Genomic DNA, 26,093 nt, shown 5'->3' on the forward strand with positions numbered 1-26,093 from the left:
GCACATGATGCGGTATGTGGCGTGGGTACAGGCAAGGGGAGATTGGCTTTTATGGCGTCACTGACGCATGAGCCAACACTCAGGCGCGATGACACGCGCCTGAGCAGGGAGCAGTTACGCGTGCCCCAGCCGTTCGGCCACGAAAGTGCGGGCTTTGAGCGTCAATAGATCGATCTGGCGATCACGCTTTTTTTCGGCCTCCACCATCGCTTTTTTACCGTTGCGATTGAGCAGGTACGTGTGAATCTGTCGCACCTCGGTAGAGCTGTAGACCGCCGACACATCCAGCACGGCCATCAGCCCGTCCGTGCAATGATCGCGGGTGTTCATCAGCACACGTGGGCCACGGGAGCCTAGTACTTGAAAGCCCATCGCTTCGTATTGCTCCACGTTGCGCACACTGCACGTGAGTTCGGTGTGCGGGTAACGTGCAATGACCTGCTGCACCATGGCTTGCGTGACGGCAGGGGTGCTGGCGGCCATGTACGCGATACCGCAGGCCTGAGGATCATCCTTGACCGGCAGGTACAGGGCGAAGCCGGTCACGGTATCCGGGGCTTGAGCATCGGTCGCGACGATCAGCTCCACACTTATTCCTTTAGTGCCGTCCAGCGCTTGCAGGTATAAGTGCACTTCGTAGCCGATGGCGTACTGGTAAAGGTTGTACAGCGGGTTGCTCGGCGTGATTTCCATCATGCTCAGCTCGGTAAGCTGGTCCACGACCCGTTGCAAAATCTGGCTACTGATCGGTTCACTGACCGGCGTATCAAAGTGAGTAAGAAGCGTCATGGGGCCTTTATCTGCGGGGCGTGAAGTGTTGGGGCACGCTGGCTCAGCCAATAGTCATGCAAGGCGCTCACCGCCGGAGCCAGTTCAGCGACCTGTTGTTGGTGAGAGGCGACGTCCAGATCGGCCGGCAGTTCAAAGTTGTCTTGTTCGGCGCAGTCAGAAATGGCGCCCAGTAATTCTGCCTGCGGGGTAGGCAGAGGCGGCCAGTTGGCAACCTGCACCCCGCGCAAGTAGCCGAAACACCACTCTTCGGCCAGGGTCACGGTGTGGCCCTGGTGTTCGGTCTGCTCGCAACGCGGCACAAACGCGTGCGGCTCTTCAGCCAGTTGGCGTGCCAGCGTGTTGATGTGGCGCACGCACAGGTCGAAGAACTGGCGGGCTTCTTCGGGGCTTTCCCAGTCAGGATGCTGCCCGCCCCAGATCGCCGGGAACCACGCCTCGATCTCTACGTGTTTGGGCCCTGAAACCAGAGCCGTGAAATAGCCGTCGAGCTCACTGGGATTGAGGACGCTATGGTCGTTGCCGTGTTTGAGCAGCGTGTCTTCGATAAGCGTGAAGTCGGCAGCGTTCAAGGGTTGAACTTGCATGGACGGTTTCCTGTGCCGGGCGCGGTGGGTTGCGCTTTGAAAGGGCGCGCAGGATGGCGCTTGAGGCAGCGTTAATCCAGTGCGCGTGCCGAATGGCTCAGTCGACTTTAACGATCGAGACCAATTCGTAATATTTGAACCTGGCTTTGGCCAAGGCTTTTTTGGCTTCCTGCTCAGCATCGAAACGGCTCAGGGATTTCGAGTCGTGAATGAACTGGGTCACTTCGCCATCGTATTCTTTGCTCACGTTCATCGTGACGCGCAATACCGGACCTCTGCGTTTTACAGGCGCGCGCTCAGCAGCCTTGACGGGCTGAGGGGCGATTTCAGGCAATTGGGGTTCAGGCTTGGATGCAGGGGTAGCAGGGGGTGTGGGTGTATCAAGGCCGAGTGCTCTGCGCATTTCGTCCTCGGTGAATCCGGTGCTCATGGGATGACTCTATTAATGTGAAAGACGGGCTTATATTTCAGCGTTGACACATAGGCAAGTTAAATCTTCCAGCACAGGGCAAATAACGGTTTTTTTGTGAATGAGTATCGAATAGCGATTTAGGTGTCGCGCAGCAAGTCGTGGTCATCGAGCAGTCTATAAGCAATCTCAGGACGTCTTTCCAGGGCACGACGGATGGCCGCGGGGATTGTTTGACGGGTTTTTCGGCACAGCCCGGGTTGATCGGCCAGCCGTATGGCGATGCCGCGCATGGTCCTCACCTCATTAAAGCCGGGTTCCAGGGTCAGCATAATCCCCAGCTGTTCTTGTAGACGGCGGCGTAAGTGTTCGAGTTCATCCAGGCTTTGCACATTTTCCAGACGCTCCAACAACTCTTTTTCAGCCTGACGGTTGAGCTTGAGAATGCGCAGGTCTGCGCCAACTTCGGCCAGCAACTGTTCGCGCTCGCAGATGCAAACACCCGGTGGGCAAGGTTGGCGGATGGCTAAAGGTGGAGTCATGCCATTGAGCATAGCCAGATTGAGGTGCTTTGCCGAGCGCCTGATTACGCGGCAGCAGTGGCCTGCGGGTCATGGCTCAGGCATCGAAACCTTCACTCAAAATCCCTGCATACAACTGCCGATCGATATTGGCACCGCTCAAAATGACAGCCACGCGCCGACCTTGTTGCTGCGACTGTTCTTTGATCAAGCCCGCCAGCGCGGCTGCTCCGGCGCCTTCTGCCGTGTTGTGGGTGGTTTGATGACAGACGCGTATCGCCTGCGCAATCTCGCGGTCAGACACCCGGATGATTCGCGCTGCGCCGCGAGCAATGATCGCCAACGCTTCAGGCAATGGCTGACGGCAGGCCAGGCCGTCGGCGAACGTGTGGGCGGTGTCGGTACACACCACCTGACCTTGCTCGACACTTTGCGCAAATGCATCGGCATGCTGGGACACCACGCCCACTATTTCGGTGTTTAGCCCCAGCAGATCGCGGGTCTGGATCAGCCCGCAAATGCCCGATCCCATGCCGATGGGCACATACACGGTGTGCAAGTCAGCCACGGCTTCAAACAGTTCCAGCGCATAGGTGGCGACACCGCGAATCAAGTCAGGGTGAAACGCCGGTACCAGATGAAGCAGATGGCGCTCAGCCAGTGCCGCGGCTTCGGCGCGGGCTTCGTCAAAGTCCTTGCCGAATTCGATCACGTTGGCCCCCAAGGCCCGCATGGCGGCGTTCTTCTCCCGCGAATTACCGTCAGGCACCACGATGCTGATGGTCAGGCCCATGTGCCGCGCCGCCAGTGCCAGGCTTTGCCCGTGATTGCCGCGTGTAGCCGTCACCAGGCCGGTCGTGGCGGGTTCGCGCGCCAGTAAACCCTGCACATACAGCAACCCGCCGCGCACTTTGAAAGCGCCGGTCGGGGTGTGATTTTCGTGTTTGACCCACACCGTTAAGCCCAACTGCTCAGCCAATAACGGCCAGGCCAGTTGTGGGGTGGGGGCAATGCTTTGGTGAACGGTATGCGCAGCGAGGCGAAGAGCATTCAAATCAAACATGGCGGGCACCGTTATCGAAGATTTGACTCGATTCTAGGCACGAAGCATTGTATGGGCCGATCCTTATATTGCATGGCCGACAATAAATGTGGATGCCCACCCTGATTGACCCCCAGCAGCCGCGTTATCTGGCGTTGGTCGATGCAATGACCCAAGCCATTGCCACTGGCGAGTTAGCCGCCGGCGAGCGTTTGCCGCCGCAACGACGTTTGGCCTGGGCATTGGGCTGGAACCCCAGCACCACCCTGCAAGCCTATCGCGAAGCGGCGCGGCGTCATCTGGTGTCGGGTGAAGTGGGGCGCGGCACTTATGTACTGGCCGGCAGCAAAGAAGCCACGTTGTTCAAATTGCAGCATGCCGACGCTCAGCCCGAGCGTCTGGACTTACGCACCAACGTGCCGGCGATCAATCACGCCAGCGAAGAGGATGCCCACGCGCTGTCATGGCTGCTCGAAACGGGTCAGGCCACGCGTTTACAAGGGTATTTGAGCGCTGACGATCTGTTGATGGCGCGAGCACAAGGTGCAGCGTGGCTCACCGCGCGCGGCCTGCAACTGCCCGTTGAGCACATCATGTTGTGTACCGGCGCGCAGCAGGGTCTGTTTACCGTGTTGCTGTCGCTGTGTCAGGCGGGCGAGCCGGTGTTGGTCGAAGCCTTTACCGCGCCGGGAATAAAAGCGGCGTGTGCGCAATTGCGCTTGCCGATGCACGGCGTACTGCTTGATCAGCAAGGCATCGTCCCGGAGGACTTTGACCGCATGATTCGCGCCACCGGAGCGCGCATTGCCGTACTCACGCCCACGCTGCAAAACCCCACCTCCGCGGTGATGAGTGTTGAACGCAAACAGGCGATTGCCCGGATTGCCCTGCATCACGGGGTCACGGTGATTGAAGATGACGTGTACGGTGCGCTGACCCACAGCCCGCCGCTGTGCCACTACTTGGCGCAACAGGGTGTATTGATTAGCAGCTTGTCCAAGACCGTTGGCGCGGGTTTGCGCTTGGGCTGGATCGCGGCCAGCCCCGATCTGCTTGCACGCATTGATCCTCACGCTCAATCGGCGCACTGGGGGCTTTCGTCCATCAATCTGGCGATTGGTTGTCACTGGATCAGCCAAGGCATCGCGCAACAGCGCGTCGCGTGGCAAACCGGCGAAGTCACGCGGCGTTGGCGGTTAGCCAAAAAACTGTTGGGCCCGATGATGGAACAAACCCACAGCCCATCGCCGCACATCTGGCTCCAGCTGGCAGACGGTGACACACCGCTGGTGCACACGTGGCGTGCGGCAGGTATAGAGGGGGTGCCCGCGCAAGTGTTTGCGGTTAAATCCACCACCGCCAATGCCGTGCGCATCAGCTTGACGGCAGCCCCCAATGCCCAAAGCCTGAGTGTGGCGCTGCATCGCGTGGCTGCACGCTTGAGTCACCGCTGAACAGCAGGGCACGCAGCGGTCGAACACCCTGTGATCTGGCGCATCTGGCACAACGCGGTCATCGGGTTTACGATCGCTTCGCAATCGAACCTTACCTTCGGCAACGGCTACGCAAGCCGTTGTCACCTTTGCAATTGATCCGTCACAAGGCCCTTATGCGCAGAGAAATTGGTTACTGGCACCGTGAAGGTCGCGAGCTGTTTTATTACCTGGAATTCAAGCCCGACACCGCTGAGTTTTACCTGACCTGCGAGCACACCCCCAGCACCGGCGAAGGCAGCGTGCGCTCGGTATTGCTCAGCGAGGCAAGAGGCGAGCGCTACTACGAAGATGCACTGCTGATCATCAAGGAAGAGTTGTTCAAGCAGTACACGTTGTGACCAAGGCTATTTGAGGGGAGCGGCCGCGGCACGTGTCATACAGCGCTGGCGCCGTTCATCGACCCGTTTGGCAAACCAGGCGGTGGTCAGGTTGCGGGTGATTTTTGGGCTTTGCAGCGTAATGCCCGGCAGCACGGCGCGGGGCAGCGGGGTGCCTTGTTGGCGGTCCGCCAGCGCAAAGACCTGCCGGTACAGAGCGGTGTCATTGAACGCTAGGCTGTCGCCTTTCTCCAGTTGACGCCGAATCGCATTGTCATTGAGGCCCAGCTGTTTACCCAGCAGCCGTACGGCCCGCTCAGTCGATCCCACGGCGTAGGACCCCGGAATGGTCAGATCACCATCCAGCGCCAGCGGTAAACCTGAAACCTGGCTCACCGCAGCCTGAAAGGCCGCATTGCGACTGGCGTACCAGCCCGCATTAAAGTCAGCAAAGCGATACAGCGACTGGGTGTAATCGACGGGGTAACCCAGCAAATGGGCGATGCCGAAATACACACCGCCGCGCCGGGTGAACACTTCGTGACGAATCGACTGTGCCACCGGGTACGGGTATTCCTGCGCGTGTTGCTCGGCAAAGGCGATGCTCACTTGCATCGGTCCGCCTGTGTGCACCGGGTTGAGGCTGCCAAACAGCGTGCTGCCCAGCGGCACCATGCCAATGAAATCATCGAAAATGGCGCTTAACTGGCCTTCGGTACGGGCCGCATCCAGGCGCTGGTTGTAGGTTTTGCCTGTCGGTGAGGTGATGTTCAGCGCGCTGCGCACCAGAAATTCGGGAATGTGCAGTTTGCTGGCGCGGCGGTTGATTTCAGTGCGGGCGATTTTCGCCAGCCCCGGTACGGGCGGATCGGCCTGAAACGTCGACTCCTGTTCGGTAACCGACAGTACCGAGCACAAGTTCTCGTCGGAAGGGGCCAGTGCTTGTGCAACAAAGGCGACCTGGATATCGGCTGCCCACCCCTGACGGTCCGGGACTGTAGACGGCATGAGTTGCACGACTCGCGCCCGCGTTTGTTCAGGCGTCAGGTGGGGGCCTGTCTGCGTGCTCTGGCTGCTACAGCCTGCAATTACAGCTAACGACATCAGTGACAAAAAATGCAGGCTAAATCGATTCACCAAGCACTATCTCCCTAAAAGGCATAAAACCTGCTGCTGCGTGTCAGTCGTCGCGCGTCAGCACTTCGAGCAGTTCGATCTCAAAGGTCAGATCAGAGTTCGGTGTGATATGCGCGCCCATGCTTCTTTCACCATAGGCCAAATGCGCAGGCACCTTCAGTGCACGCTTGCCGCCGACCTGCATGCCCATCAGTCCCAAGTCCCAGCCCTTGATTACGCGCCCCGTGCCGATGACGCATTGGAAAGGCTTGCCGCGCGAGTGGGAGGAGTCAAACACCGTGCCGTCTGCGAGCCAGCCGGTGTAATGGGTGGTGATCAGTGCACCTTTAACCACGGTTTTACCGTCGCCCACTGCGAGATCAGTGATGTGTAGTTCGTGGGTCATGCTGTTTTCTCAAAAAGTGGGAAGGGTGTATTGCCGATGTCGTGAGGAAACGCAATCAATACACAAAATGTAACAACTTTGCAGTTCGTCTTCCTTAGCGTGAGCAGGAGGGCGTTTTCTCAGACTTGGCGTGCCCCAGCAACCTTTTTTATCGGGCAAAGGTGTGAATCGAGTGAGGGCTAGGGAACTTAATAATGAGTTGCATTGTCATTCGCGCTTTACTCTCAAATGAGACTGGTTATTATTAGTGCCCTGGCAGCGCCGGGAAAAGCTCATCTGCATTAGGCCCTTTTAGAGCCTCGCGCATGCGATTCCAGTCTTACGCCTGCTGAGCACACTCCATTGTTAAGGGATCAACTGGACATGTCGTCTCGATTCAAACGCAGTCAAATGTCACTCGCTTTTGTGGCCGCTCTGGCATCACCCACGTTACTCGCCGATGTGCTGGAACGTGATCGCGATGAGGTCCCGGTACAGGCGACTGATTTACCGGTCGATGGCACAAAGCAGGCGTTGGAGCTGGAAGAAACTCGCGTTCTGGGCACCGCCGCCCAAGAGCTCAAGCAAGCCCCTGGTGTGTCCATCATTACCGCCGAAGACATCAAGAAGCGTCCGCCCGCCAATGACCTCTCCGAGATCATGCGCCGTGAGCCGGGCGTCAACCTGACCGGCAACAGCACCAGTGGCAGCCGTGGCAACAATCGCCAGATTGATCTGCGGGGCATGGGCCCTGAAAACACCTTGATCCTGATTGACGGCAAACCGTCGTCGTCGCGCAACGCGGTGCGTTATGGCTGGAGCGGCGACCGCGACACCCGTGGTGAAACCAACTGGGTGCCTGCCGAAGAAGTCGAGCGCATCGAAATCTTGCGGGGTCCAGCTGCTGCACGCTACGGCTCGGGCGCGATGGGCGGGGTGGTCAACATCATCACCAAACGCCCTACCGATAAGCTTAAAGGCTCGTTGACCGCCTACTACCTGGCCCCGGAAGACGACGCTGAAGGTATCAGCAAACGTACCAATTTCAACCTCAGCGGGCCGATCACGGACGATCTGGTGTTTCGCGTCTATGGCGGGATGAACAAAACCGACGCGGATGACGCGGCTATCAACACTGCCGAGCAGGCTTCGCGCGACAGTGTGGTTGCAGGCCGTGAAGGCGTGCGCAACAAAGACATCAATGGTTTGCTCAGCTGGCAGTTCACCCCCGAACAATCGCTGGATCTTGAAGCCAGTTACAGCCGTCAGGGCAACATCTTTGCCGGCGACACCATGCTCAACAGCGGCGGTGATTACGTAAACAGTTTGACCGGTAAAGAAACCAGCATCCTGCAACGCAGCACATTCTCGGCCACTCACAACGGCTCGTTTGACTGGGGATCGACCAAAGCCTCGTTAACCCATGACTTGACCCGTAATGCCCGTCTGAACGAAGGTCTGGCCGGGTACGGTGAAGGCGCGCCGTCCGAGAGTGCGGGTAAGTTCGAGTCACGCTTGCGCAACACGCGCGCAACGGGCGAGGTCAACGTGCCGTTGAGCGTGTTGACGGAGCAGGTGCTGACCGTAGGTGGCGAGTACTTGTATGAGTCATTGAATGATCCAGGTTCGTTGCGTCCTCAGAGCTGGGATCCGGGCAGCGATGGTACGCCAGGTATTGCGGGGCAGGACCGTACGCAAACCAAAACCACCGCCAACAGTTATGCATTTTATGTGGAAGACAACATTGAGGCCGGTGCCAAAACCATCATCACCCCAGGTGTGCGTTTCGACCATCACAGCGAATTTGGTGGTAACTGGAGTCCGAGCCTCAATGCTTCGCATCAAATTACCGACGAGCTGAGCATTAAGGGCGGCATTGCGCGCGCGTACAAAACCCCGAACTTGTATCAGTCCAACCCCAACTACCTGTTGTACAGCCGCGGAGGCGGTTGCAGCTCGGTCGAAGTCAATATCGGCGGGTGTTACCTGGTGGGTAACCCGGACTTGAAACCTGAAATCAGTGTCAATAAAGAAATTGGCCTGGCCTTCGACAAAGGCACATGGCGTACCAGCGGTACTTATTTCCGCAATGACTATCAGAACAAGATCAACGCCAGCAACGAAGCGGCTTACCGTTTGCCCAATGGTCGCCGTGTCTACCAATGGGATAACAGTGGCAAAGCCATCGTTCAGGGGATCGAAGGCAACCTGTTCGTGAATCTGCGGGAGGACCTGGACTGGAACACCAACCTGACCTACATGATCGAGAGCAAAGACAAGGAAACCGGCGATCCGTTGAGTATCATTCCCAAGTACACGGTCAACACGACGCTGGACTGGTACGCCACCGAGAAGCTGTCGTTTCAGGTCAGCGGGACGTACTACGGCAAACAGGAAGCCCCTAAACGTAATAACCGCGCCAATGAAGAACTCAACAAATCAGTTCAACAACCGATCGACCCCTACGGTCTTGTGGGGTTGAGCGGGGGCTATGAGTTCAACAAAAATCTCAGCGTGCGATTGGGCATCAATAACCTGTTCGACAAACAGCTGTACCGCAAAGGCAACTCGGATGAAGCGGGCGCCCAAACTTACAACGAGCCGGGTCGCGCTTACTTCGCATCGGTGACCACCTCGTTCTGATCATCCCAATCGCCTAACCACTGTGCTTGCGACAGTGCCGGCATTTAAAGGCGCGACACCTTTTTACGGGTGCCGCGCCGTTGTCACATCTGGCACTGGCAAAACCGTGGCTGGCGCGCAATGAAGGATTTAACACGATGAAACTCGCAACATCGGCCTGGGTACCCATTGTTTCTCGCACACTGGCAGCACTGGTGGGCGGTTATGTTTTTACCTATGCCTTTACGGCGGCGTTGGCCCGGTTATTACCACTGGACAACGTGGACGCGTTGATCGTCGCCAGTCTGTTGTCATTCGTCATTTACACCTTCGCCATCCTCTGGGCCTTTGCTGCTAAACGGCAATGGTCGGCGTGGATGGGCGCGGTGCTTGCACTGCCGTTGGCGGCCATCGGGTTTTGGCCACAACTGCTGGAGCGCCTTGCATGAAACAGACCCTGACTCAATCCATGGCCTGGCTGCACACGTGGGGCGGCCTGATCGTGGGCTGGTTGTTGTTTGTGATTTTCCTGACCGGCAGCCTGGCCGTGTTCGATCAGGAAATTGACAATTGGATGCAACCCGAACTGCCCGCGCATCACTTAACTGACGTACAAGCGGCCGAGCGCGCCTTGGGCTATTTACGTGAGCACACGCCTGACGCCAAACAGTGGGGCATCAGCTTGCCGAATGAACGCACGCCGGCCCTGCAAGCCTCGACCGGTGGGCGCCGCGACGGGGTGTCGGTGACGCTGGACCCGAGCACTGGCGAAGTGTTGCCGGTGCGTGAAACAGCAGGCGGTTTTTTCTTTTTCTTCTTTCATTTCACCTTGCACATGCCGGGCATGCTCGGGATTTATCTGGTGGGTGCGTTGGCGATGGGCATGCTGGCGGCACTGGTCAGCGGTATTGTGATTCACAAAAAATTCTTTAAGGAGTTCTTCACCTTTCGCCCGGCCAAGGGTCAACGTTCGTGGCTGGACGCTCACAATGCCAGCGCGGTGTTGTTGCTACCGTTCCACTTAATGATTACGTACAGCGGGCTGGCGATTTTCCTGGTGATCTACATGCCCGCGGCGATGGACGCGCTGTTTGATGGCAACCGCGAGGCGTTTTTCAAAGCCCAGGACCGCACGCCACCCGCGCTTGAGGTCAAGCACGCGGCGGCGATTGAGCCCGCACCTTTGGTGGCCCTGGGGCCGTTATTGAGCAAGGCCCGTGAGGTGATGGGGCCTTTGAGTAGTGTCAGCATTACTAATCCCGGGCAAAGTAACGCAGAGATTCAGATACGCCCCCTGCTGGGTAACCGCATTGCGTTGGCCAAAGGTCAGGGCATGCGGTTCGACGGGGTCAGCGGTGAGCCGTTGTCCGGCCCGACCGACATGCGTTCCAGTGTCCTCACGCACAAGGTTATTTCCGGTCTGCACTTCGCTCAATTCGGCGGCTACCCGATGCGCTGGCTGTACTTTATTTGCGGCGTGATCAGCAGTGCGATGATCGCCAGCGGACTGGTGCTGTTCACCGTCAAGCGTCGGCGCAAATACGCCAGTGAAAACCAGATCGCGCAGGTGCTGTATCGCTTGGTCGAAGCCATTAACGTCACGGTCATGGCTGGCTTGAGCCTGGCCTGTATCAGCCTGCTGTGGGGTAATCGTCTGTTACCGGTCAGCCTGGCCGAGCGCAGTGATGCTGAGCTGAATGTGTTTTTTGGCGTGTGGGCATTGAGTCTGGGCCACGCGTTGTTCAGGCCACGCATGCAGGCGTGGCGTGAGCAATTGGGGTTGGCCGGTGGGATGTGCATGGCATTACCGCTGCTGAGCCTGCTCACCGTCAATCAGCCCTGGACATTGCCCAGCCGCCTGGGTGTTGAGCTGGTGGCTGTCGTGATAGGGGCATTGTTGTTGTGGGCCTGCTGGAAAGTCGCGCAACCGGTTGTTGAGCGCGTTCCGCGCAAAAAGGCGGCGCAATTGGCCGAGGTGAATTAAGATGCTGGCGCATTACTTTGCAGCTTTCGCCTTTGCCTATATGGGCATGCTTGCCTTGTGTCAGGGGCTGGAGCGGCACTACAAACAAGTGTGGAAAAAAGTCCCTCCTGAGGGGTTGAGGCATCTGTTGCGGGCAGCAGGTTGGTGCAGCCTGGCGCTGAGCTTTTACTTCTGCGGGCTTGCCTGGGGGTGGGCGATGGGACCGATAGGGTGGTTTGGCATGCTTTCGCTCAGTGGCTTTGGCTTGCTGATGGTGCTGCCTTATCGACCGCGTTTGGCCGTTTGGCTGCCTTTGGGCTTTGTGCCGGTGTGGGCAGTAATTGTAACGGTTCTTTGATTATTGAGGGCGCCCCGTATTAATAAGATCGGGCGCCAACTTTATATAACGGTTCCAATAACCGGCGCGCAGCATAAACGGTGTGGACGATGGCTGTAGTATGTGTCTGCTGCTGAATGTGGTTTTTGTAGTAAAAGTCGGCGTTGAGTATTATTTCGTTGTTCGTATGCTTGTTTTGATACCGTGGTCTAAAAAGACTACGCAGTTATATGCGTTGTCTGCGTGATTTGAGGGGGATGTCTGCTTGAACTGAAGGTGGCCAAGTGTTGATGCAGGATTTCTGCTGGGTCGTCTTTGTTTGGTGAGTATTCAACTTGTTCTAATCTGGTGTTTATACACGCTGCGCAGTTGATGTGACGGTGTCTTTCGGTGATTTGCTGAGGGGCGGTTCTAATCAGGCAGCGTCATTCAAACATAAGGATACGGACAGGATTGAATATGGATATTAACGCAGGGCCAGAACAGGCAGAGGTATTGAATACTTCGTTTGATGAGCGCCTTCCCTCCTCGAGGGATGTCGCCCCCTCGCCAGGTCACGAACAGTGGGAGGCGGTAAAAGACTTCCAGATCATCACCGCTAACGGTGGAAACACGCTCTATGGTAATGGACGCCAGCAAGTGAAGGTGCGGGTGCTTATTCGTGTGACCAATGCACTGAATATGCCGGTTGATATTGATGAACAGAGTTTGGCTTCTCTTACGTTGGTGGACACCCACACCCATAAACCTCTGGAATGGGGTGTGGTGCAATCAAGGGATGATGAAGTCTGGGCGTTTGTGTATGACCACGATCCCCGCTTCACGCCATTCCCTTATCATGGGCCCATCAAGGGCGGGCTGGAGGGGGGGAAATTCTCCGTGCGAGAGTTTTACGTCAGCACCAATGCCTCGTCTTCTATTTCACTGTCGGCCTCTATTACACGGCACGACGGTAAAGTGTTTTATTCGGGATTAAAAACCGAGTTTGGAACCCTGACACTGAATGCCGTGTTACCTGCTGTGTATCAGGCCCATCACGTTAATATCAAACACGTGGCTCAAAGGCCCTATCGTTCGGCCAATATTGCGAAGGTGGATGTTTATGCGCTTCGGATGGTGGTGGACAATCAACGTATTGGCATCGCAAGGATATACGAAGTGTATCCCTCTACGTTTTTAAAACTGAGCGAGCACCCTGATTACTTGGGTTATTATGCGACGGCTTACTTAAATGCGAGCCCTGGTTATTATGGGCGGTACCAGAACTTCGAAATGCCACATGCGGTCGCTAAATATTATGACGTTCCCGGCGAACTGACGTTGCTGGTGAGCTATGCGAAGAAAGGTGGGCGCTCTCAAGTCAGAGAAGAACATGACCATTGGCGACTGGACCTCATTGACATATACGGCAATCTACACACGGTCCGAATTGTGTCCTCTGATGAGTCGCCACCCAGGTTAATAGTTCAAGCGTGAGCGGTTAGGCAGAGGCATGACTTTAAGGCACACGGAAGTAATCAATGAATACATCAAACAAAGGGTCGGGAACGCTGCATTCTGGTGCGTTCAATTTTTCGAGTTTTATTCAAAGCGGTGTGGACCCTCGCACCGGTTCTTATAGTTGCAACCTGGCGTTGAATGAAGTACTGGGCAATCGCTTATGCGGGCCGACCGTACCGCTAGCGCTGGTTTTCAGCGCGTTTAATAGCCGAAACTCAGGATTGGGAACGGGCTGGTCTTTGCCATTGAGTTCGTACAACCGGACGAACCACAAACTGTCTTTGTCTTCAGGGACGTGTTACCACGTACATACCCACGGCACGACGGTCAGTCTGTTAGACAAGAAGCTCGATACCGTCAAGGTTCATGTGCATGAAGACACCTGGGTCATTGAACATAAAAATGGCACGGTTGAAGAACTGACGCGCCCCAGTGAAGACGATGACGAGTGGCTGCCTTCAAGAATCTTCTCTCCCGAAGGGCGTTATATTTCTTTCTTCTACAGCATTGTTCAGGGCCAACGGGTACTGCGAGAACTTCGCGATCAACATCAGTCTTTGTTGAGGCTTGAATATGAGAGCGATAACAACTGGGATAGCCAGCCTGGCCTTACGCTGTGGCCCGACAGTCAGCCACAAAGACGTAAATTTCACTTTGTTATCCGCGATAACTGGCTGCGTCAAATATCACTGACCACGCCCCACGGCAGGGAAGCGGCCCACTGGGTATTTGACTATCAAACCAGCGAATCGGCCGCGCTGCTGATGACGCATGTGCAGACACCGGCTGGGGCTGTGGAAACGCTGAGTTATAACCTTCATGGTCATGCATTACCTTCTGGCGCGCCGGTTGAGACCGTGCCTGTTGTGACGTCCTGGCGTATTGCTCCCGGCGCCGGGCAACCCGCGGTCGTTCGTCAGTATGAGTTTTCAAGGCATAATTATTTTGGTTATGGCGCGGGATATGTCTGGAGCGACAACGAAGATTATCTTTACCAAAACGCCAGTGACTATGTGTATACGTCGACTGAAACCGTGGTTGCAGGGGCACAGTCCACGCGTATTGAGAGGTGTTATAACCGGTTTCACCTGATGATCTCGCAGGTGACAACAGTCGGCACTAAGGTGCAGCGCAAGCTGATTGATTACCACGATGCAGAAGGGAGAAGTTTTAACGAACAACCGGCTATTTTCCAACTGCAAAAAAGCCTGTCGGTTTCCTACTACGATCTTCGCAGTCCTCAAGACGTACGTACCGAGATCACCCGGACGACCTACGATTCGTCAGGTAATTTATTGGAAACTCAGAACCCGACAGGCGGCAGAGAGATCAATACCTATTACGCCGCTGCGGGAGAGGCCGGTTGCCCGGCGAACCCCGGCGGGTTTGTGCATTTCCTCAAAAGTAAATCAGTCATCCCCTCACCTGACTTCAGAGCTGCCCCCACCACGCGAATCTTGCACACCTACGCGGATCTGCCTTCTCTTCAAGGCGGTTCTAAGCGTTTTCTAGTGTTGCTCAGTGATGAGTTGTACGAAGTCGGCACGGCTGACCCCCTGGTGCGCACGACGTACCGCTATGTGAGTGATCCAACGCAACTCCAATACGGCAAAGTCAGTGCCAAGACCGACACTATGGGCGGCGCCTCAACCACCTTTACGTTCACTTACACCCAGGATCAGGACTGTGTGCGGGTCAGTCAGGGTGTGGAGGCCGATGCTCATTCATGTATCCAGCAGGTCTGGTACAACGAATTGAGCGGTCAAGAAGTCAAAGTCTGTGACCACGACCGCAGCGTGCTTGAATCGACCTACGATGGATTAGGCCGTTTGAAGTGCGAAACCGTGGCCTCGCCAACGCATCCGGCCTCCCGGCAATACGCCTATCACTTGCCAACCGATGCAGAAGGGGAGGCGCACCAAACGCTTTTAAATTCGCGTGGTGCGCAGCACATCACCACCGTTGATGGCCTGGGTCGTAAGGTGCATGTGGCGGTGCAAGACCTTGACCATGGCGGTGCTGAAAAACCAATGCGCGAGGTTTATCGCGCGGTGTACACAGAGGCGGGGCAACTCAGTGAAGAGTTCACCACAGATTGGTTTGAGGGAGTGGCGCAAACAGTGCGCACTGCGTTCAGGTATGACGAGTGGGGCAATGTTTCACAGATAACAGGCCCCGATGGCACGGTGACCCACGAAGCGCATGATCCTGTAACCCGCACCCACACTCGATGGCTGGAGGGGGCAGGTAAAACTGTCACGGTCAATAACGTCTTCGGTAAGCCTGCGAGTGTTGAACGTATTGATACCCAAGGCCGCTCGCTGGGCCAAACACGGTTCACTTATGACGGATTGGGCCGGTGTGTGGAAACGCTCAGCCCGCCAGGGCTGATCAACCAGTTCAGTTATGACGTCTTTGGGCGTTTGATTCAGTCGGTATTGCCCGAGGGAACCGTGATCACGCGGCTCTACTCGCCACGCAGTATTGGCCCTTACCCCACGCAGATAAAAGCCAATGACTATGTATTGGGCACACGCACTTACGATGCATTAATGCGCATCAGCAGAACGACAGTCGGTGGACGAACCGAGCGTTTTACTTACGAACGCGGGCGCGCAGAGCCATCGAGCAAAACCTGTGCTAGCGGGAAAATAATCCACTTCACACTTGATCCGCTTTGCAAAGGAGAGGTGGCCCGGCGTTCCGTGGAGGGGGATTCGGATTTGACCACCATCTTCAATCGAGCATCGCCGCATGGCCAATTGCTTCAAGCGTCCAACCCCTATAGCCAGGAAAATTTGTCTTACTTCGCATCGGGCAAGCTTGAGAGCAAAGAGTATGTGATCGGGGACAAGCGCTTTGAATCCTCATACACCTATTCGCTAATGGGTAAGCCGATCAGCTTCACTGATATCACGGGGAGCACTCGTCACTCTCGTTATGACCCTTTTGGGCGGTTGTCTGAAGTTGAACAAGGCCCCGTTAAAAGTGTTTATGGCTACGATGCGCGTGGGGCGCTCAAGACCTTGAGCGTCGACGACACTCAGGCAGGGCGCAGACTGGTGACCGAGCTTGTACAGGATGATTTCGCACGGGAAATTCGTCGTACGTTCATCCTGGAACACAATCGCCGGTTAGTCCTTGAGCAAGCCTTTACTGTGCAGGACAAACTCCAGCGGCGAACCTTGAGTGAAGGCCCAGCGGTGCTGCGCGATGAAACCTATGAGTATGATTTACGCGGGCGCTTGAAGAGGTACACGTGCAGCGGCCCGCAAGCTCCGGTCGACCCTTTGGGCAACGTCATTGTGTCCCAGGACTATACCTACGATTACCTCGACAACATTCGTTCGTTAACCACCTGCTTCGAGGGCGATGAGGATGTCACAACGTTTAGTTATGACTACATCGATCGAACCCAGCTCAGCCAATTGACCCACAGTCATCCTGACTACACGTTTATGAACCGTCGATTTGAATACGACGCTGACGGTCATCAGCTCACTGATGAATGGGGTCGCGTGCTGACGTATGACGCATTGGGTGGCTTGTGCTCGGTGGGGGTGGATCAATTGCCGGAATCGAGCAAGCTGGTGGAATACAGCTACAGCCCAATGGACAAACTTCAGAGTATTCAACCAGGGCAGGGCCTGATCAAGGAGTGCTTCTACCATGAGGGCTCACTGGCCAATGAGGTTCAGGGTGAGCAGACGTGCAGTTATTTTCATCAGGGGAGCCACGCGATGGCTCAGATGAGCGCAGATGATTGCGCGTTACTGGGCACCGATAGCCAGGGAAGTGTCTTGCACGTACTTTCACATCGAGGGGATGCTCACTTGGCCTACACACCTTATGGCAATAGGCCGCTTGATGATGGCATGAGTTCATTGCTTGGGTTCAATGGCGAGTTACCCGACCCGGTCACCGGCTGTTATCTGCTGGGCAATGGTTACCGTGCTTACAACCCGATACTGATGAGGTTTCACTCCCCCGACAGCTTGAGCGTATTTGATGGTGGCGGGTTCAATGCCTACGCGTATTGCCTGGGCGACCCGATAAACTTCAGCGATCCGACCGGCCATATTACGACGGCGCAAGGCGTGAAACTCGGTATCACCATCGCGCTTTTACTGGCCTCCCTGGCACTCACCCTGTATACGTTTGGCGCCGCGTCGTCCTCGCTCGTACTTTCGCTGAAGTCGATCATCAGTGTTATTTATGAGGTGGTGTCCACTAGTATTTCGATTGCTTCAGCTGTGCTCGACGAGTTGGCTCCCGATACAACCGTGGCTAAAGTCTTCTCCTACGCCAGCCTGGCCTTAGGCGGTGTATCGGGTGCCAATTGGGTGATAGGGAAAGCCTTTAACAAGGGCATCGGTGTTGCGCTGACTCAAACAATTGATCGAGTGGGCAAGGCCGCCACCCACACAACATGGTCAGGTACGATCGCGACCAGCGCTGTGCGGCCGATTGCAAACACCAGCACGGTTGTGCGGGGTAATGGGGGGCTTAAACATTTGAATAAGCTGCATAAGCAGTTGATCGCAGTTTCACACGCCAAGACCGTTGTCGATTACGCACGCTATTCGTTCACCGGATTCAAGGCTGCACATAAGCACTATGGCAATATCAGTGAGTTTGTGACGAGCCATGAGGCGCCAAGAACCTTGGGACAGTTGGGCACTTGGGTGACGGACGCGGGAGCTCATTTTTCTGGCGACAACCCGTCCGGCTCGGATAAAACGCTGCCCCTGGTGGCATTTTTTGAAGACCTTGAAGATCGGGCAGATACCATCAGGCATGCCCTTTAACGCCCGTGAATGGAGCACGCCAATGCCCTTGCGGGGTTGGCGTGCACGGCCTGTCAAGCGTGAGAAGGCTTTTTGGTGTTGACCCAGCGATTGGCGATGATGTCCAGGCTGCTGCAAAACACGAAATACACCAACGCCACAAACAGGTAAATCTCGGTCGGGTGCACCATCACCCGATTACTCACTTGAGTGGCTACGAACGACAGCTCGCCGACGCCGATGACATATGCCAGTGAGGTGTCCTTGATCAATGAGATCCATTGATTGAGGAAGGAGGGCAGCATCATGGGCAGGGCTTGCGGCAGGATAATCAGGCGCAACACCTGCCAACGGCTCAAACCCAGCGCTTTGCCCGCTGCCCACTGCCCAGCCGGCAACGCGCTGATACCGGCATAGACCGAGTGCGCCAGGTACGCGCCGCCGATCAACGACAGCGCACACACCACCGTGGCCAGCGCAGGCACATCCACCTTGAACACAATGGGCAGCAGAAAGTAGCTCCAGAAAATCAGCATCACCACCGGGATCGCGCGCAGAAACCCCAGTACGCCCAGCAACACCCAGCGCCCCCCGCCGCGCATCATCACCAGCGCTACACCCAGCACCAGCCCTAACAGCGCAGAAATAGTGCCTGACAGCGCACTCAACACCAGCGTGAGAGCGGCACCGCCCAGCGGGCCGTCGGGGTAAGCCCCGAGCAAAAAGTACGACAGATTGTCGCTAATGACCGAGAAGTCCATGACTTACACCACTCCCTGCTTGTACCACTTGCTGCGGGCGACCCTTTGGCCGATCACTTCGATCAACGCAATGCTCGCCACATACAAGAGGGTGGCAAAACCAAACGCTTGAAACGTTTTGAAGGTTTCAGTCTCGACCTGGCGCGAGGCGTAAGACAGTTCGGCCAAGCCAATCGCCATGGTCAGTGATGAGTTTTTCAGTGCATTCATGTATTGCCCCAACAAAGGCCCCAGCGCGGTGCGCAAAGCCTGTGGGAACACGATGTAACGCCACACTTGCGTGCCGGTCAAACCCAGGGCCAGCCCGGCAGCCCGCTGCTCGATGCGCACTGAACTGACCCCCGCGCGAAACTCCTCGCAGATAAAGGCCGCGGTGTAGAGCATCAACCCCCAGAACCCGGCCAGAAACTCAAACGATGGCCATTCAATCTCAAACAGCCCCACAGAAAGGCTGCGCGGCTGGTTGAGCCACATCACCAGGCCTTCGGGCAGCATCGCCGTGACGCCGAAATACCAGAAAAACAACTGCACCAGCAGCGGTGTGTTGCGAAACAGTGAGAGATAAGCACGGGCTGGCCATGACCACAGCCGTGAAGGCGAAAGGCGCGCCAGGCACAACAAAAACCCAAGGCCGGTGGCGACGATACAGGTGAGCAGTGAAAGGATCAGCGTCAGCACGAAGCCATCAAGCAGCCAATGCAGGTAATGCGGGGCAAGCAGTTCACCGAACATAAACAACGTCCATCCAGAAACAAACAAACCCGTCCGGTTGACCGTGACGGGCTTAACGATACAACGCGCAGGTTTTAGCGCTTGTCGCCGATTGTGTACAGACGGGTCAGCGGAGTTTTGGTGGTTGGGCCAAACCAGGCGTCATAAATGGTTTGCGCCTGACCTTTGCCTTCCAGTTCGAGCAGGGTTTCGTTGACCACGTTGGTCAACGCCGTTTCGCCTTTGGGGATGCCCACGCCAATCAGGTCGTTGGAAATAGTGAAGGGCGGGACTTCGTATTTGTCCTTGTCCGGCACGTTGGCCAGCAAGCCGATGAGTTTGGGGCCGTCCTGGGTAATGGCTTGCACGTTACCGTTGCGCAGCGCAGTGAACGCAAACGGGGTGTCATCGTAAGCCACCACTTTTGCGCCGGGGTACTTGGCCCGCAGCACGCCTTCGTTGACCGTGCCTTTGTCGACACCTACGCGCCAGGTGTTCAAGTCTTCGGGGGATTTGAGCGTACCTTTTTTAACGATGAACTGCTGGCCGGACGAAAAATACGGAATGCTGAAATTCACCTGCTCGGCACGCTCCGGCGTAATGGTGAAGTTGGCCAGCACCAAGTCCACTTTATTGGCCACCAACAGCGGTACACGGTTGGCCGGGTTGGTTGGCTGCAACTGCAACTTCACGCCCAGTTTGTCGGCGATGGCTTTGGCGTAATCGACGTCCAGACCTTCGATTTGCTTGCTTTTGGCATCCACAAAACCGAACGGCGGGTTGCTGTCGAACGACGCCACACGCAGCACACCGGCCTTTTTGATGTCATCCAGACGATCAGCATGGGCCAGGCCAGACAGTACAGCCAGGGTCAGAGCGGTGAGGGCAGTGATTTTCTTCATTTCGTTCTCATCATGAGTTGGAATCGTTATGAGGAGAGTGTTACAGGAAATTTATCTTTTAAAAAAGAATATAAAACGATTTGAATATTCCATTTTTGAATATGAAGATTGTGAGAAAAGCAAGCAGCAAGGCGCAACGATCATGCGGTGCTTAACACACACCGCATTTCGCAGCCTCCTGCCTCGTCAGTTACAGAGCACCTGCGGGGTATGACTCACCCCGGTGGCCAATGTCATTGGCTTCAAGCTGCTGGCCTCTAACAGCGCTTGGGTATACGGATGTTGAGGGTGGTTGAAGATCGTCCGCGCATCCCCTTGCTCCACGACTTTGCCGTCCTTGATGACGATCATGTCGTGGGCCAGCGCATGCACCACCGCCAGGTCGTGGCTGATAAACAAGTAGGTCAGGCCGTGGCGCAGTTGCAGGTCGCGCAACAAGTCCACGACTTGTTTTTGCACGGTGCGGTCCAGCGCCGAGGTCGGTTCGTCGAGCAGGATCAAGGCGGGCTCCATGATCAGTGCCCGGGCGATGGAGATGCGTTGGCGTTGCCCCCCCGAAAACTCATGGGGGTAACGATGGCGGCTTTGCGGGTCCAGCCCCACTTCTTGCAATACCCGAATCACGGCCTCTTCGCGTTCCAGGGGCGTGCCGATGCCATGCGCCAGCAAACCTTCGGCGATGATTTGCTGCACCGACATACGCGGGCTGAGGCTGCCAAACGGGTCTTGAAACACCACCTGCATTTGCCGGCGCAACGGGCGCAGCAGGTTCTGGTTCAGCAGGTTGAGCTGCTTGTTGCCAAAACGAATGTCGCCCTCGGAGTCCACGAGCCGCAGGATGGCCTGACCCAGGGTGGATTTGCCCGAACCCGACTCACCGACAATGCCCAGGGTTCTGCCTTTTTTCAGCTCGAAACTGACCCCGTCCACGGCCTTGACGTACTGACGCTCGCGGCTGAACAGCGGCGTGGGCAGCGCAAACCATACCCGCAGGTTGTCGACTTCCAGCAGGTTGTGCCGGTAGTCGCTGGGCACTGGCGTACCGCTGGGTTCGGCTTCAATCAGCATGCGGCTGTAAGGGTGCTGCGGTGCGCGAAACAGGTCTTCGCACCGGGCTTGCTCAACGATTTGGCCGCCGCGCATCACGCACACGCGCTGGGCGATTTTGCGCACCAGATTCAGGTCGTGGCTGATGAGGAGCAGGGACATGCCCAGGCGCTGTTGCAGGTCGATCAACAGTTCGAGGATTTTTTGCTGCACCGTGACGTCCAGTGCGGTGGTGGGTTCGTCGGCGATCAGCAGCTCAGGTTCATTGGCCAGCGCCATCGCAATCATCACCCGCTGGCGTTGGCCGCCCGACAGTTGGTGCGGGTAAGCTTTCAGGCGGGTTTGCGGGTCGCGGATGCCCACCAGTTGCAGTAACTCCAGGGTGCGTGCCCGTGCCGCGCGGTTTTTCAGGCCCTTGTGGGTGAGCAACACCTCGCTGATTTGCTTTTCAATGGTGTGCAGCGGGTTGAGTGAGGTCATCGGCTCCTGAAAAATCATGGCGATGCGGTTGCCGCGCAGACCGCGCAGTTGGGCGTCGCTGGCACTCACCAGGTCGATGCCGTCATAGCGGATGCTGCCTTGGGTCTGCACGTCTTTGCCCGGCAGCAAGCGTAGGATCGAGTGCGCGGTCACGGACTTGCCAGAGCCGGACTCACCCACCAGCGCCAGGCATTCGCCACGGCGGATGTCGAGGTTGACCCCGTGCACCACTTCGCGCCCGGCAAAGCCGACGCGCAGATCACGTATTTCAATCAATGTGTTGGTCATCTCAGCTCCTAGGGTCAAATGCATCGCGGCAGGCTTCGCCGATAAACACCAGCAACGACAAAATCAGCGCCAGGGTGAAGAAGGCTGTGAGTGCCAGCCAGGGCGCTTGCAGGTTGCGTTTGGCCTGGCCAATCATTTCGCCCAGCGAGGCGGTGCCGGGCGGCATGCCAAAGCCCAGGAAGTCCAGTGCGGTGAGGGTGGCGATGGCGCCCGTGAGGATGAACGGCAGGTAGGTGAGGGTTGAGGTCATGGCGTTGGGCAGGATGTGTCGGCGCATCAGGGCACCGTCGGTCAAACCCAGTGCGCGGGCTGCTTTAACGTATTCCAGGTTGCGTCCACGCAAGAACTCGGCGCGCACCACGTCCACCAGTGCCAGCCAACTGAACAGCGCCATGATCCCCAGCAACCACCAGAAGCTCGGCGCCACAAACCCCGACAAAATGATCAGCAAGTACAGCACCGGCAAACCGGCCCACACCTCTTGCACGCGCTGCCCGAAAAGGTCGACCAAGCCGCCGTAAAAACCTTGCAAAGCGCCAGCGGTGATCCCGACCACGGCACTGATGGCGGTCAGGATCAGGGCGAAGAGGATGGAAATCCGTGCCCCGAAAATCACCCGCGCCAGCACATCGCGGGCCTGATCGTCGGTGCCCAGCCAGTGGGTGGCGCTGGGTGGGCTGGGGGCGGGTTCCTTGAGGTCGTAATTGACCGTGTCGTAACTGAACGGGATGGGTGCAAAGAGCATCGAGCCGCCCTGATCAGTGATCAGCTTGCGCACATAGTCGCTGCTGTAATCCGGCTCGAAAGGCAGCTCGCCGCCAAAGTCGGTTTCGACGTAGTTGGCCACTATCGGGAAGTACCAGCTGTCTTTGTAGTGAATCGCCAAAGGTTTGTCGTTGGCCACCAGTTCCCCACCCAGGCACAGGATGAAGAGCGCGACAAACAGCCATAACGACCACCAGCCGCGGCGGTTGGCCCTGAAGTGTGCGAGACGGCGCCTGCCAATAGGAGAGAGGGTAAACATCAGACAGTCCTCGCCGAGAAGTCGATACGGGGGTCGAGCAGGGTGTAGCACAGGTCGCCGATCAGCTTGATCAACAACCCGAACAGGGTGAACAGAAACAGGGTGCCGAAGACCACGGGGTAGTCACGCGACACGGCGGCTTCGTAGCTCATGCGCCCGATGCCATCGAGGTTGAAGATGGTTTCTATCAGCAGTGAACCGGCGAAAAACACCTCGATCAGCGCCTGCGGGATACCGGCGACCACCAGCAGCATGGCGTTGCGCATCACATGACCGTAAAGCACCCGGCGCTCGGTCAGGCCCTTGGCGCGCGCCGTGACCACATACTGACGGCTGATTTCGTTGAGAAAGCTGTTTTTCGTGAGGATGGTCAGGGTGGCAAAGCCGCCAATCACCAAGGCAGAGACCGGCAGCACCATGTGCCACAGGTAGTCACCGATCTTGGCGAAAAAGCTCAGGTTATCGAAGCCGTCCGAGACCATGCCTTGCACCGGAAACCAGCTCATGTAGCTGCCGCCCGCGAACACCACGATCAACAGAATCGCAAACAGGAATGCGGGCATGGCGTAGCCAATGATGATCGCGGTGCTGGTCCACACATCGAATGCACTGCCGTTGTGAATGGCTTTGCGAATGCCCAGGGGGATTGAGATCAGGTAGGTGATTAACGTCGCCCACAACCCGAGCGAAATCGAGACCGGCAGCTTTTGCAGGATCAGGTCCGTGACCTTGGCCCCGCGAAAAAAACTGTTGCCAAAATCCAGTTGCGCGTAGTTCTTGAGCATCAACCACAGGCGTTCGTGCATGGGCTTGTCGAAGCCGTAGTGCTTGGTGATTTCTTCAACCAGCGCCGGGTCCAGGCCGCGGCTGCTCCGGCTGGCGCCACCGCTGCTGGCCGCCATGTCCCGCGCGCCGCCGCCCACTGATGCCCCGCTAAAGCCTTGCAAGCGTGCGATGGCTTGTTCCACCGGGCCACCGGGTGCGGCTTGTACGATCAGAAAGTTGACCACCAGAATGCACAGCAAGGTGGGGATGATCAGCAATAAACGTCGACTCATGTAATGCAACATTTCAATGGCCCTCCGACGACGTACTGGCGGCGCTCAAGGCGGCGTTGGTTTGCGCGGTGGTGCTGACTTGCCACCAGGTGTCCAGCCCTTCGTCATACATCGGCTCCTGTGCCGGGCGGCCGAAGCGGTTTTGGTACACGGTGGGGGTGCCGACTGAGTAGTAGTTGGGAATCATGTAGTAGCCCCATTGCAAGACCCGATCCAGCGCACGGGCGTAATGCACCATCTCTGTACGGCTGTTGGCCTGCACCAGGCCGTCGAGCAGGGTGTCTACGGCCGGGTCGCGCAGCACAAAGGCGTTAGAGGCGCCGACCTGGGTGGCGCTGCGCGAGCCGTACATGTCGTACATCTCGCGGCCTGGCGAGACGATGGGCTGGCCACTGCGCGGAAAGCCCACCACGATCATGTCGTAGTCACGCGCGTTGAGCCGGTTGATGTACTGCGCCGAGTCGATCTTGCGAATGTCCATCGTGATGCCGATCTGCGCCAGGGTGCGCTTGTACGGCAAAATCATGCGGTCAAAGCCGCCTTGGCCATCGAGGAAAGTGAAGCGCAGCGGTTCGCCCTCAGCGTTCACCAGCGTGTTGTTTTTGGCCGTCCAGCCCGCTTCTTTGAGCAGCGCCAGCGCTTGCAGTTGTTTGTCGCGGATGTAACCGCTGCCATCGGTCTTGGGGGCCTGATAGACCTGCGTGAAGACCTCATCCGGGATTTTTCCGCGCAGCGGTTCAAGGATCTCCCGTTCGCGGGCATCGGGCAGGGCGGTGGCGGCCATTTCACTTTTCGGGAAGTAGCTCTGCTGGCGCACGTAGAAGCTGCGCATCATCTGTTTGTTGGTCCACTCAAAGTCCCACAGCAGACTCAGCGCCTGACGCACGCGGCGGTCTTGAAAGAACGGGTTTTGCAGGTTGAACGCAAAGCCTTGCGCGGCCCCCGGTTTGTCTTTGGCGAACACGCCTTTTTGCAGGCGGCCATCGTTGAGCGAAGGGCTGTCATAGCCGATGCTGAAACCGGTGGCCGAGAACTCGCGGTTGTAGTCGAAAGCCCCGGCCTTGAGCAGTTCGCGGGCTACATCGGTGTCGCCGTAAAAATTCACGGTCAGGCGGTCGAAGTTATACATCCCTTTGCTGACCGGCAGGTTTGCGCCCCACCAGTGCTGATTGCGCTCAAAGGTGATGCTGCGGCCAGGGTCAACCTTTGAGACGGCATACGGGCCACTGCCCAGCGGCGGTTCGAAGCCGCCGCCATTGGTAAAGTCGCGGGTCTTCCACCAGTGTTGCGGCAGGATGCGCATGCTGGCCAAATCCAGTGCCAGCGTGCGGTTCTGGTTGTTCTTGAAGTCAAAACGCACTTGCAACGGGCCTTCGATCGCGATGTCTTTGACCTCGCCATAGAGCATGCGGTAGCTCAGGCTGCCTTGGGTCATCAGCGTGTGGTAAGTGAACGCCACGTCTTGTGCCGTGATAGGGGTGTCGTCAGCGAAACGGGCTTTGGGGTCCAGGTTGAAGCGCACCCACAGGCCATCGGGGTCGCGCTCCATGGTTTTGGCCACCAGGCCATACACCGTGTAGGGCTCGTCCAATGAACGAAAGGCCAGCGGGGCATACACCCACTGATCCACCTGCGCCACGCCGGTGCCTTGGTCAACATAGGGCGTGAGGTAATTGAACTGGCCGATTTCCATCGACGCGCGGCTCAAGGAGCCACCTTTGGGGGCGTTCGGGTTGACGAAGTCGAAGTGCTGGAAACCGGCCGGGTATTTGGGCGCCTCGCCGTAGACCGTCATGGCCTGGCTGGGCGCGGCACTGACGCCGATGCTTACGCACGCGAGTACGGGCACCAACAACGAGCGGATCAGGGGCAGGAAATATGAAGACATGTGTGGGGTTTCCTTGTACCGCGTGTAGAACCATTGAGTACCGTGAAAAATCCCCACAGCCTT

At 57.1% G+C, this 26,093-nt stretch carries 22 protein-coding genes; 8 read left to right on the forward strand and 14 right to left on the reverse strand.

The window, feature by feature from the left end; translation table 11 throughout:
* Window positions 1-114: 114 nt before the first annotated feature.
* From TU86_RS16310 to TU86_RS16330, 5 genes are all read right to left on the reverse strand, one after another.
* Window positions 115-789: a hypothetical protein gene (locus TU86_RS16310; RefSeq protein WP_048365363.1), complete on the reverse strand. Its 675-nt coding sequence runs from the start codon at window positions 787-789 to the stop codon at window positions 115-117.
* A complete protein-coding gene (locus TU86_RS16315; RefSeq protein ID WP_048365364.1) occupies window positions 786-1,376 on the reverse strand; it encodes a UPF0149 family protein in 591 nt (196 codons plus the stop codon). The genes TU86_RS16310 and TU86_RS16315 overlap by 4 nt, the downstream gene beginning before the upstream one ends.
* 97 nt (window positions 1,377-1,473) lie before the next feature.
* Window positions 1,474-1,806: a hypothetical protein gene (locus tag TU86_RS16320; protein WP_048365365.1), complete on the reverse strand. Its 333-nt coding sequence runs from the start codon at window positions 1,804-1,806 to the stop codon at window positions 1,474-1,476.
* Between the two features lie 119 nt (window positions 1,807-1,925).
* Complete coding sequence (locus TU86_RS16325; protein ID WP_048365538.1) at window positions 1,926-2,327, reverse strand: hypothetical protein; 402 nt, start codon at window positions 2,325-2,327, stop codon at window positions 1,926-1,928.
* Between the two features lie 76 nt (window positions 2,328-2,403).
* A complete protein-coding gene (locus TU86_RS16330) occupies window positions 2,404-3,369 on the reverse strand; it encodes a threonine dehydratase (protein ID WP_048365366.1) in 966 nt (321 codons plus the stop codon).
* Between the two features lie 86 nt (window positions 3,370-3,455).
* Between TU86_RS16330 and TU86_RS16335 the strand changes: the two genes are divergently transcribed.
* On the forward strand, window positions 3,456-4,802 hold the full coding sequence (locus TU86_RS16335) for an aminotransferase-like domain-containing protein (RefSeq protein ID WP_048365367.1): 1,347 nt from the start codon (window positions 3,456-3,458) through the stop codon (window positions 4,800-4,802).
* A 155-nt stretch (window positions 4,803-4,957) separates the two neighbouring features.
* The gene (locus TU86_RS16340; RefSeq protein WP_048365368.1) at window positions 4,958-5,182 is read left to right on the forward strand and encodes a hypothetical protein; all 225 of its coding nucleotides are present in this window, start codon (window positions 4,958-4,960) and stop codon (window positions 5,180-5,182) included.
* Window positions 5,183-5,188: 6 nt separating this feature from the next.
* On the opposite strand, the gene TU86_RS16345 is transcribed toward TU86_RS16340, so the two are convergent.
* Together TU86_RS16345 and TU86_RS16350 are read right to left on the reverse strand one after the other, a co-directional pair.
* Window positions 5,189-6,265: a DUF1615 domain-containing protein gene (locus TU86_RS16345; protein ID WP_048365539.1), complete on the reverse strand. Its 1,077-nt coding sequence runs from the start codon at window positions 6,263-6,265 to the stop codon at window positions 5,189-5,191.
* Window positions 6,266-6,341: 76 nt separating this feature from the next.
* Window positions 6,342-6,683, reverse strand: a complete 342-nt coding sequence (locus TU86_RS16350) for an FKBP-type peptidyl-prolyl cis-trans isomerase (RefSeq protein WP_048365369.1) — start codon at window positions 6,681-6,683, stop codon at window positions 6,342-6,344.
* Between the two features lie 363 nt (window positions 6,684-7,046).
* Here TU86_RS16350 and TU86_RS16355 point away from each other — a divergent pair, with 363 nt between their 5' ends.
* The 6 genes from TU86_RS16355 (at window position 7,047) to TU86_RS16380 (ending at window position 17,892) form a co-directional block, all read left to right on the forward strand.
* Window positions 7,047-9,305, forward strand: coding sequence for a FepA family TonB-dependent siderophore receptor (locus tag TU86_RS16355; RefSeq protein WP_048365370.1), 2,259 nt, complete (start codon window positions 7,047-7,049; stop codon window positions 9,303-9,305).
* A gap of 137 nt (window positions 9,306-9,442) precedes the next feature.
* Window positions 9,443-9,733: a hypothetical protein gene (locus TU86_RS16360; protein ID WP_048365371.1), complete on the forward strand. Its 291-nt coding sequence runs from the start codon at window positions 9,443-9,445 to the stop codon at window positions 9,731-9,733.
* A complete protein-coding gene (locus TU86_RS16365; protein ID WP_048365372.1) occupies window positions 9,730-11,268 on the forward strand; it encodes a PepSY-associated TM helix domain-containing protein in 1,539 nt (512 codons plus the stop codon). Before TU86_RS16360 ends, TU86_RS16365 begins: the two co-directional genes overlap by 4 nt.
* A gap of 1 nt (window position 11,269) precedes the next feature.
* The gene (locus TU86_RS16370; RefSeq protein ID WP_048365373.1) at window positions 11,270-11,605 is read left to right on the forward strand and encodes a DUF3325 domain-containing protein; all 336 of its coding nucleotides are present in this window, start codon (window positions 11,270-11,272) and stop codon (window positions 11,603-11,605) included.
* 438 nt (window positions 11,606-12,043) lie between these two features.
* On the forward strand, window positions 12,044-13,060 hold the full coding sequence (locus TU86_RS16375; RefSeq protein WP_048365374.1) for a hypothetical protein: 1,017 nt from the start codon (window positions 12,044-12,046) through the stop codon (window positions 13,058-13,060).
* A gap of 44 nt (window positions 13,061-13,104) precedes the next feature.
* Entirely contained in the window at window positions 13,105-17,892 is a 4,788-nt protein-coding gene (locus tag TU86_RS16380) for an RHS repeat-associated core domain-containing protein (protein ID WP_082152904.1), read from the forward strand.
* A gap of 53 nt (window positions 17,893-17,945) precedes the next feature.
* Here the strand turns inward: TU86_RS16380 and TU86_RS16385 are convergent, their stop codons facing one another.
* From TU86_RS16385 to TU86_RS16415, 7 genes are all read right to left on the reverse strand, one after another.
* Window positions 17,946-18,632, reverse strand: a complete 687-nt coding sequence (locus TU86_RS16385) for an amino acid ABC transporter permease (RefSeq protein ID WP_048365375.1) — start codon at window positions 18,630-18,632, stop codon at window positions 17,946-17,948.
* A gap of 3 nt (window positions 18,633-18,635) precedes the next feature.
* A complete protein-coding gene (locus TU86_RS16390; protein ID WP_048365376.1) occupies window positions 18,636-19,364 on the reverse strand; it encodes an amino acid ABC transporter permease in 729 nt (242 codons plus the stop codon).
* A 74-nt stretch (window positions 19,365-19,438) separates the two neighbouring features.
* Window positions 19,439-20,245, reverse strand: a complete 807-nt coding sequence (locus TU86_RS16395) for an ABC transporter substrate-binding protein (protein ID WP_048365377.1) — start codon at window positions 20,243-20,245, stop codon at window positions 19,439-19,441.
* Between the two features lie 186 nt (window positions 20,246-20,431).
* Window positions 20,432-22,060: an ABC transporter ATP-binding protein gene (locus TU86_RS16400; protein WP_048365378.1), complete on the reverse strand. Its 1,629-nt coding sequence runs from the start codon at window positions 22,058-22,060 to the stop codon at window positions 20,432-20,434.
* Window position 22,061: 1 nt separating this feature from the next.
* Entirely contained in the window at window positions 22,062-23,084 is a 1,023-nt protein-coding gene (locus TU86_RS16405; RefSeq protein ID WP_048365379.1) for an ABC transporter permease, read from the reverse strand.
* Window positions 23,084-24,154: a microcin C ABC transporter permease YejB gene (locus TU86_RS16410; protein ID WP_048365380.1), complete on the reverse strand. Its 1,071-nt coding sequence runs from the start codon at window positions 24,152-24,154 to the stop codon at window positions 23,084-23,086. The genes TU86_RS16405 and TU86_RS16410 overlap by 1 nt, the downstream gene beginning before the upstream one ends.
* Before the next feature lies 1 nt (window position 24,155).
* A complete protein-coding gene (locus tag TU86_RS16415) occupies window positions 24,156-26,030 on the reverse strand; it encodes an extracellular solute-binding protein (protein ID WP_082149323.1) in 1,875 nt (624 codons plus the stop codon).
* Window positions 26,031-26,093 lie beyond the last annotated feature (63 nt).

This window comes from Pseudomonas weihenstephanensis (assembly GCF_001043055.1).
Taxonomy (GTDB): domain Bacteria; phylum Pseudomonadota; class Gammaproteobacteria; order Pseudomonadales; family Pseudomonadaceae; genus Aquipseudomonas; species Aquipseudomonas weihenstephanensis.

Bases quoted from the DNA above. Each gene is read 5' to 3' on its own strand.
- TU86_RS16310 (WP_048365363.1), bottom strand. From the start codon at position 789: ATGACGCTTCTTACTCACTTTGATACGCCGGTCAGTGAACCGATCAGT.
- TU86_RS16315 (WP_048365364.1), bottom strand. From the start codon at position 1,376: ATGCAAGTTCAACCCTTGAACGCTGCCGACTTCACGCTTATCGAAGAC.
- TU86_RS16320 (WP_048365365.1), bottom strand. From the start codon at position 1,806: ATGAGCACCGGATTCACCGAGGACGAAATGCGCAGAGCACTCGGCCTT.
- TU86_RS16325 (WP_048365538.1), bottom strand. From the start codon at position 2,327: ATGACTCCACCTTTAGCCATCCGCCAACCTTGCCCACCGGGTGTTTGC.
- TU86_RS16330 (WP_048365366.1), bottom strand. From the start codon at position 3,369: ATGTTTGATTTGAATGCTCTTCGCCTCGCTGCGCATACCGTTCACCAA.
- TU86_RS16335 (WP_048365367.1), top strand. From the start codon at position 3,456: ATGTGGATGCCCACCCTGATTGACCCCCAGCAGCCGCGTTATCTGGCG.
- TU86_RS16340 (WP_048365368.1), top strand. From the start codon at position 4,958: ATGCGCAGAGAAATTGGTTACTGGCACCGTGAAGGTCGCGAGCTGTTT.
- TU86_RS16345 (WP_048365539.1), bottom strand. From the start codon at position 6,265: ATGTCGTTAGCTGTAATTGCAGGCTGTAGCAGCCAGAGCACGCAGACA.
- TU86_RS16350 (WP_048365369.1), bottom strand. From the start codon at position 6,683: ATGACCCACGAACTACACATCACTGATCTCGCAGTGGGCGACGGTAAA.
- TU86_RS16355 (WP_048365370.1), top strand. From the start codon at position 7,047: ATGTCGTCTCGATTCAAACGCAGTCAAATGTCACTCGCTTTTGTGGCC.
- TU86_RS16360 (WP_048365371.1), top strand. From the start codon at position 9,443: ATGAAACTCGCAACATCGGCCTGGGTACCCATTGTTTCTCGCACACTG.
- TU86_RS16365 (WP_048365372.1), top strand. From the start codon at position 9,730: ATGAAACAGACCCTGACTCAATCCATGGCCTGGCTGCACACGTGGGGC.
- TU86_RS16370 (WP_048365373.1), top strand. From the start codon at position 11,270: ATGCTGGCGCATTACTTTGCAGCTTTCGCCTTTGCCTATATGGGCATG.
- TU86_RS16375 (WP_048365374.1), top strand. From the start codon at position 12,044: ATGGATATTAACGCAGGGCCAGAACAGGCAGAGGTATTGAATACTTCG.
- TU86_RS16380 (WP_082152904.1), top strand. From the start codon at position 13,105: ATGAATACATCAAACAAAGGGTCGGGAACGCTGCATTCTGGTGCGTTC.
- TU86_RS16385 (WP_048365375.1), bottom strand. From the start codon at position 18,632: ATGGACTTCTCGGTCATTAGCGACAATCTGTCGTACTTTTTGCTCGGG.
- TU86_RS16390 (WP_048365376.1), bottom strand. From the start codon at position 19,364: ATGTTCGGTGAACTGCTTGCCCCGCATTACCTGCATTGGCTGCTTGAT.
- TU86_RS16395 (WP_048365377.1), bottom strand. From the start codon at position 20,245: ATGAAGAAAATCACTGCCCTCACCGCTCTGACCCTGGCTGTACTGTCT.
- TU86_RS16400 (WP_048365378.1), bottom strand. From the start codon at position 22,060: ATGACCAACACATTGATTGAAATACGTGATCTGCGCGTCGGCTTTGCC.
- TU86_RS16405 (WP_048365379.1), bottom strand. From the start codon at position 23,084: ATGTTTACCCTCTCTCCTATTGGCAGGCGCCGTCTCGCACACTTCAGG.
- TU86_RS16410 (WP_048365380.1), bottom strand. From the start codon at position 24,154: ATGTTGCATTACATGAGTCGACGTTTATTGCTGATCATCCCCACCTTG.
- TU86_RS16415 (WP_082149323.1), bottom strand. From the start codon at position 26,030: ATGTCTTCATATTTCCTGCCCCTGATCCGCTCGTTGTTGGTGCCCGTA.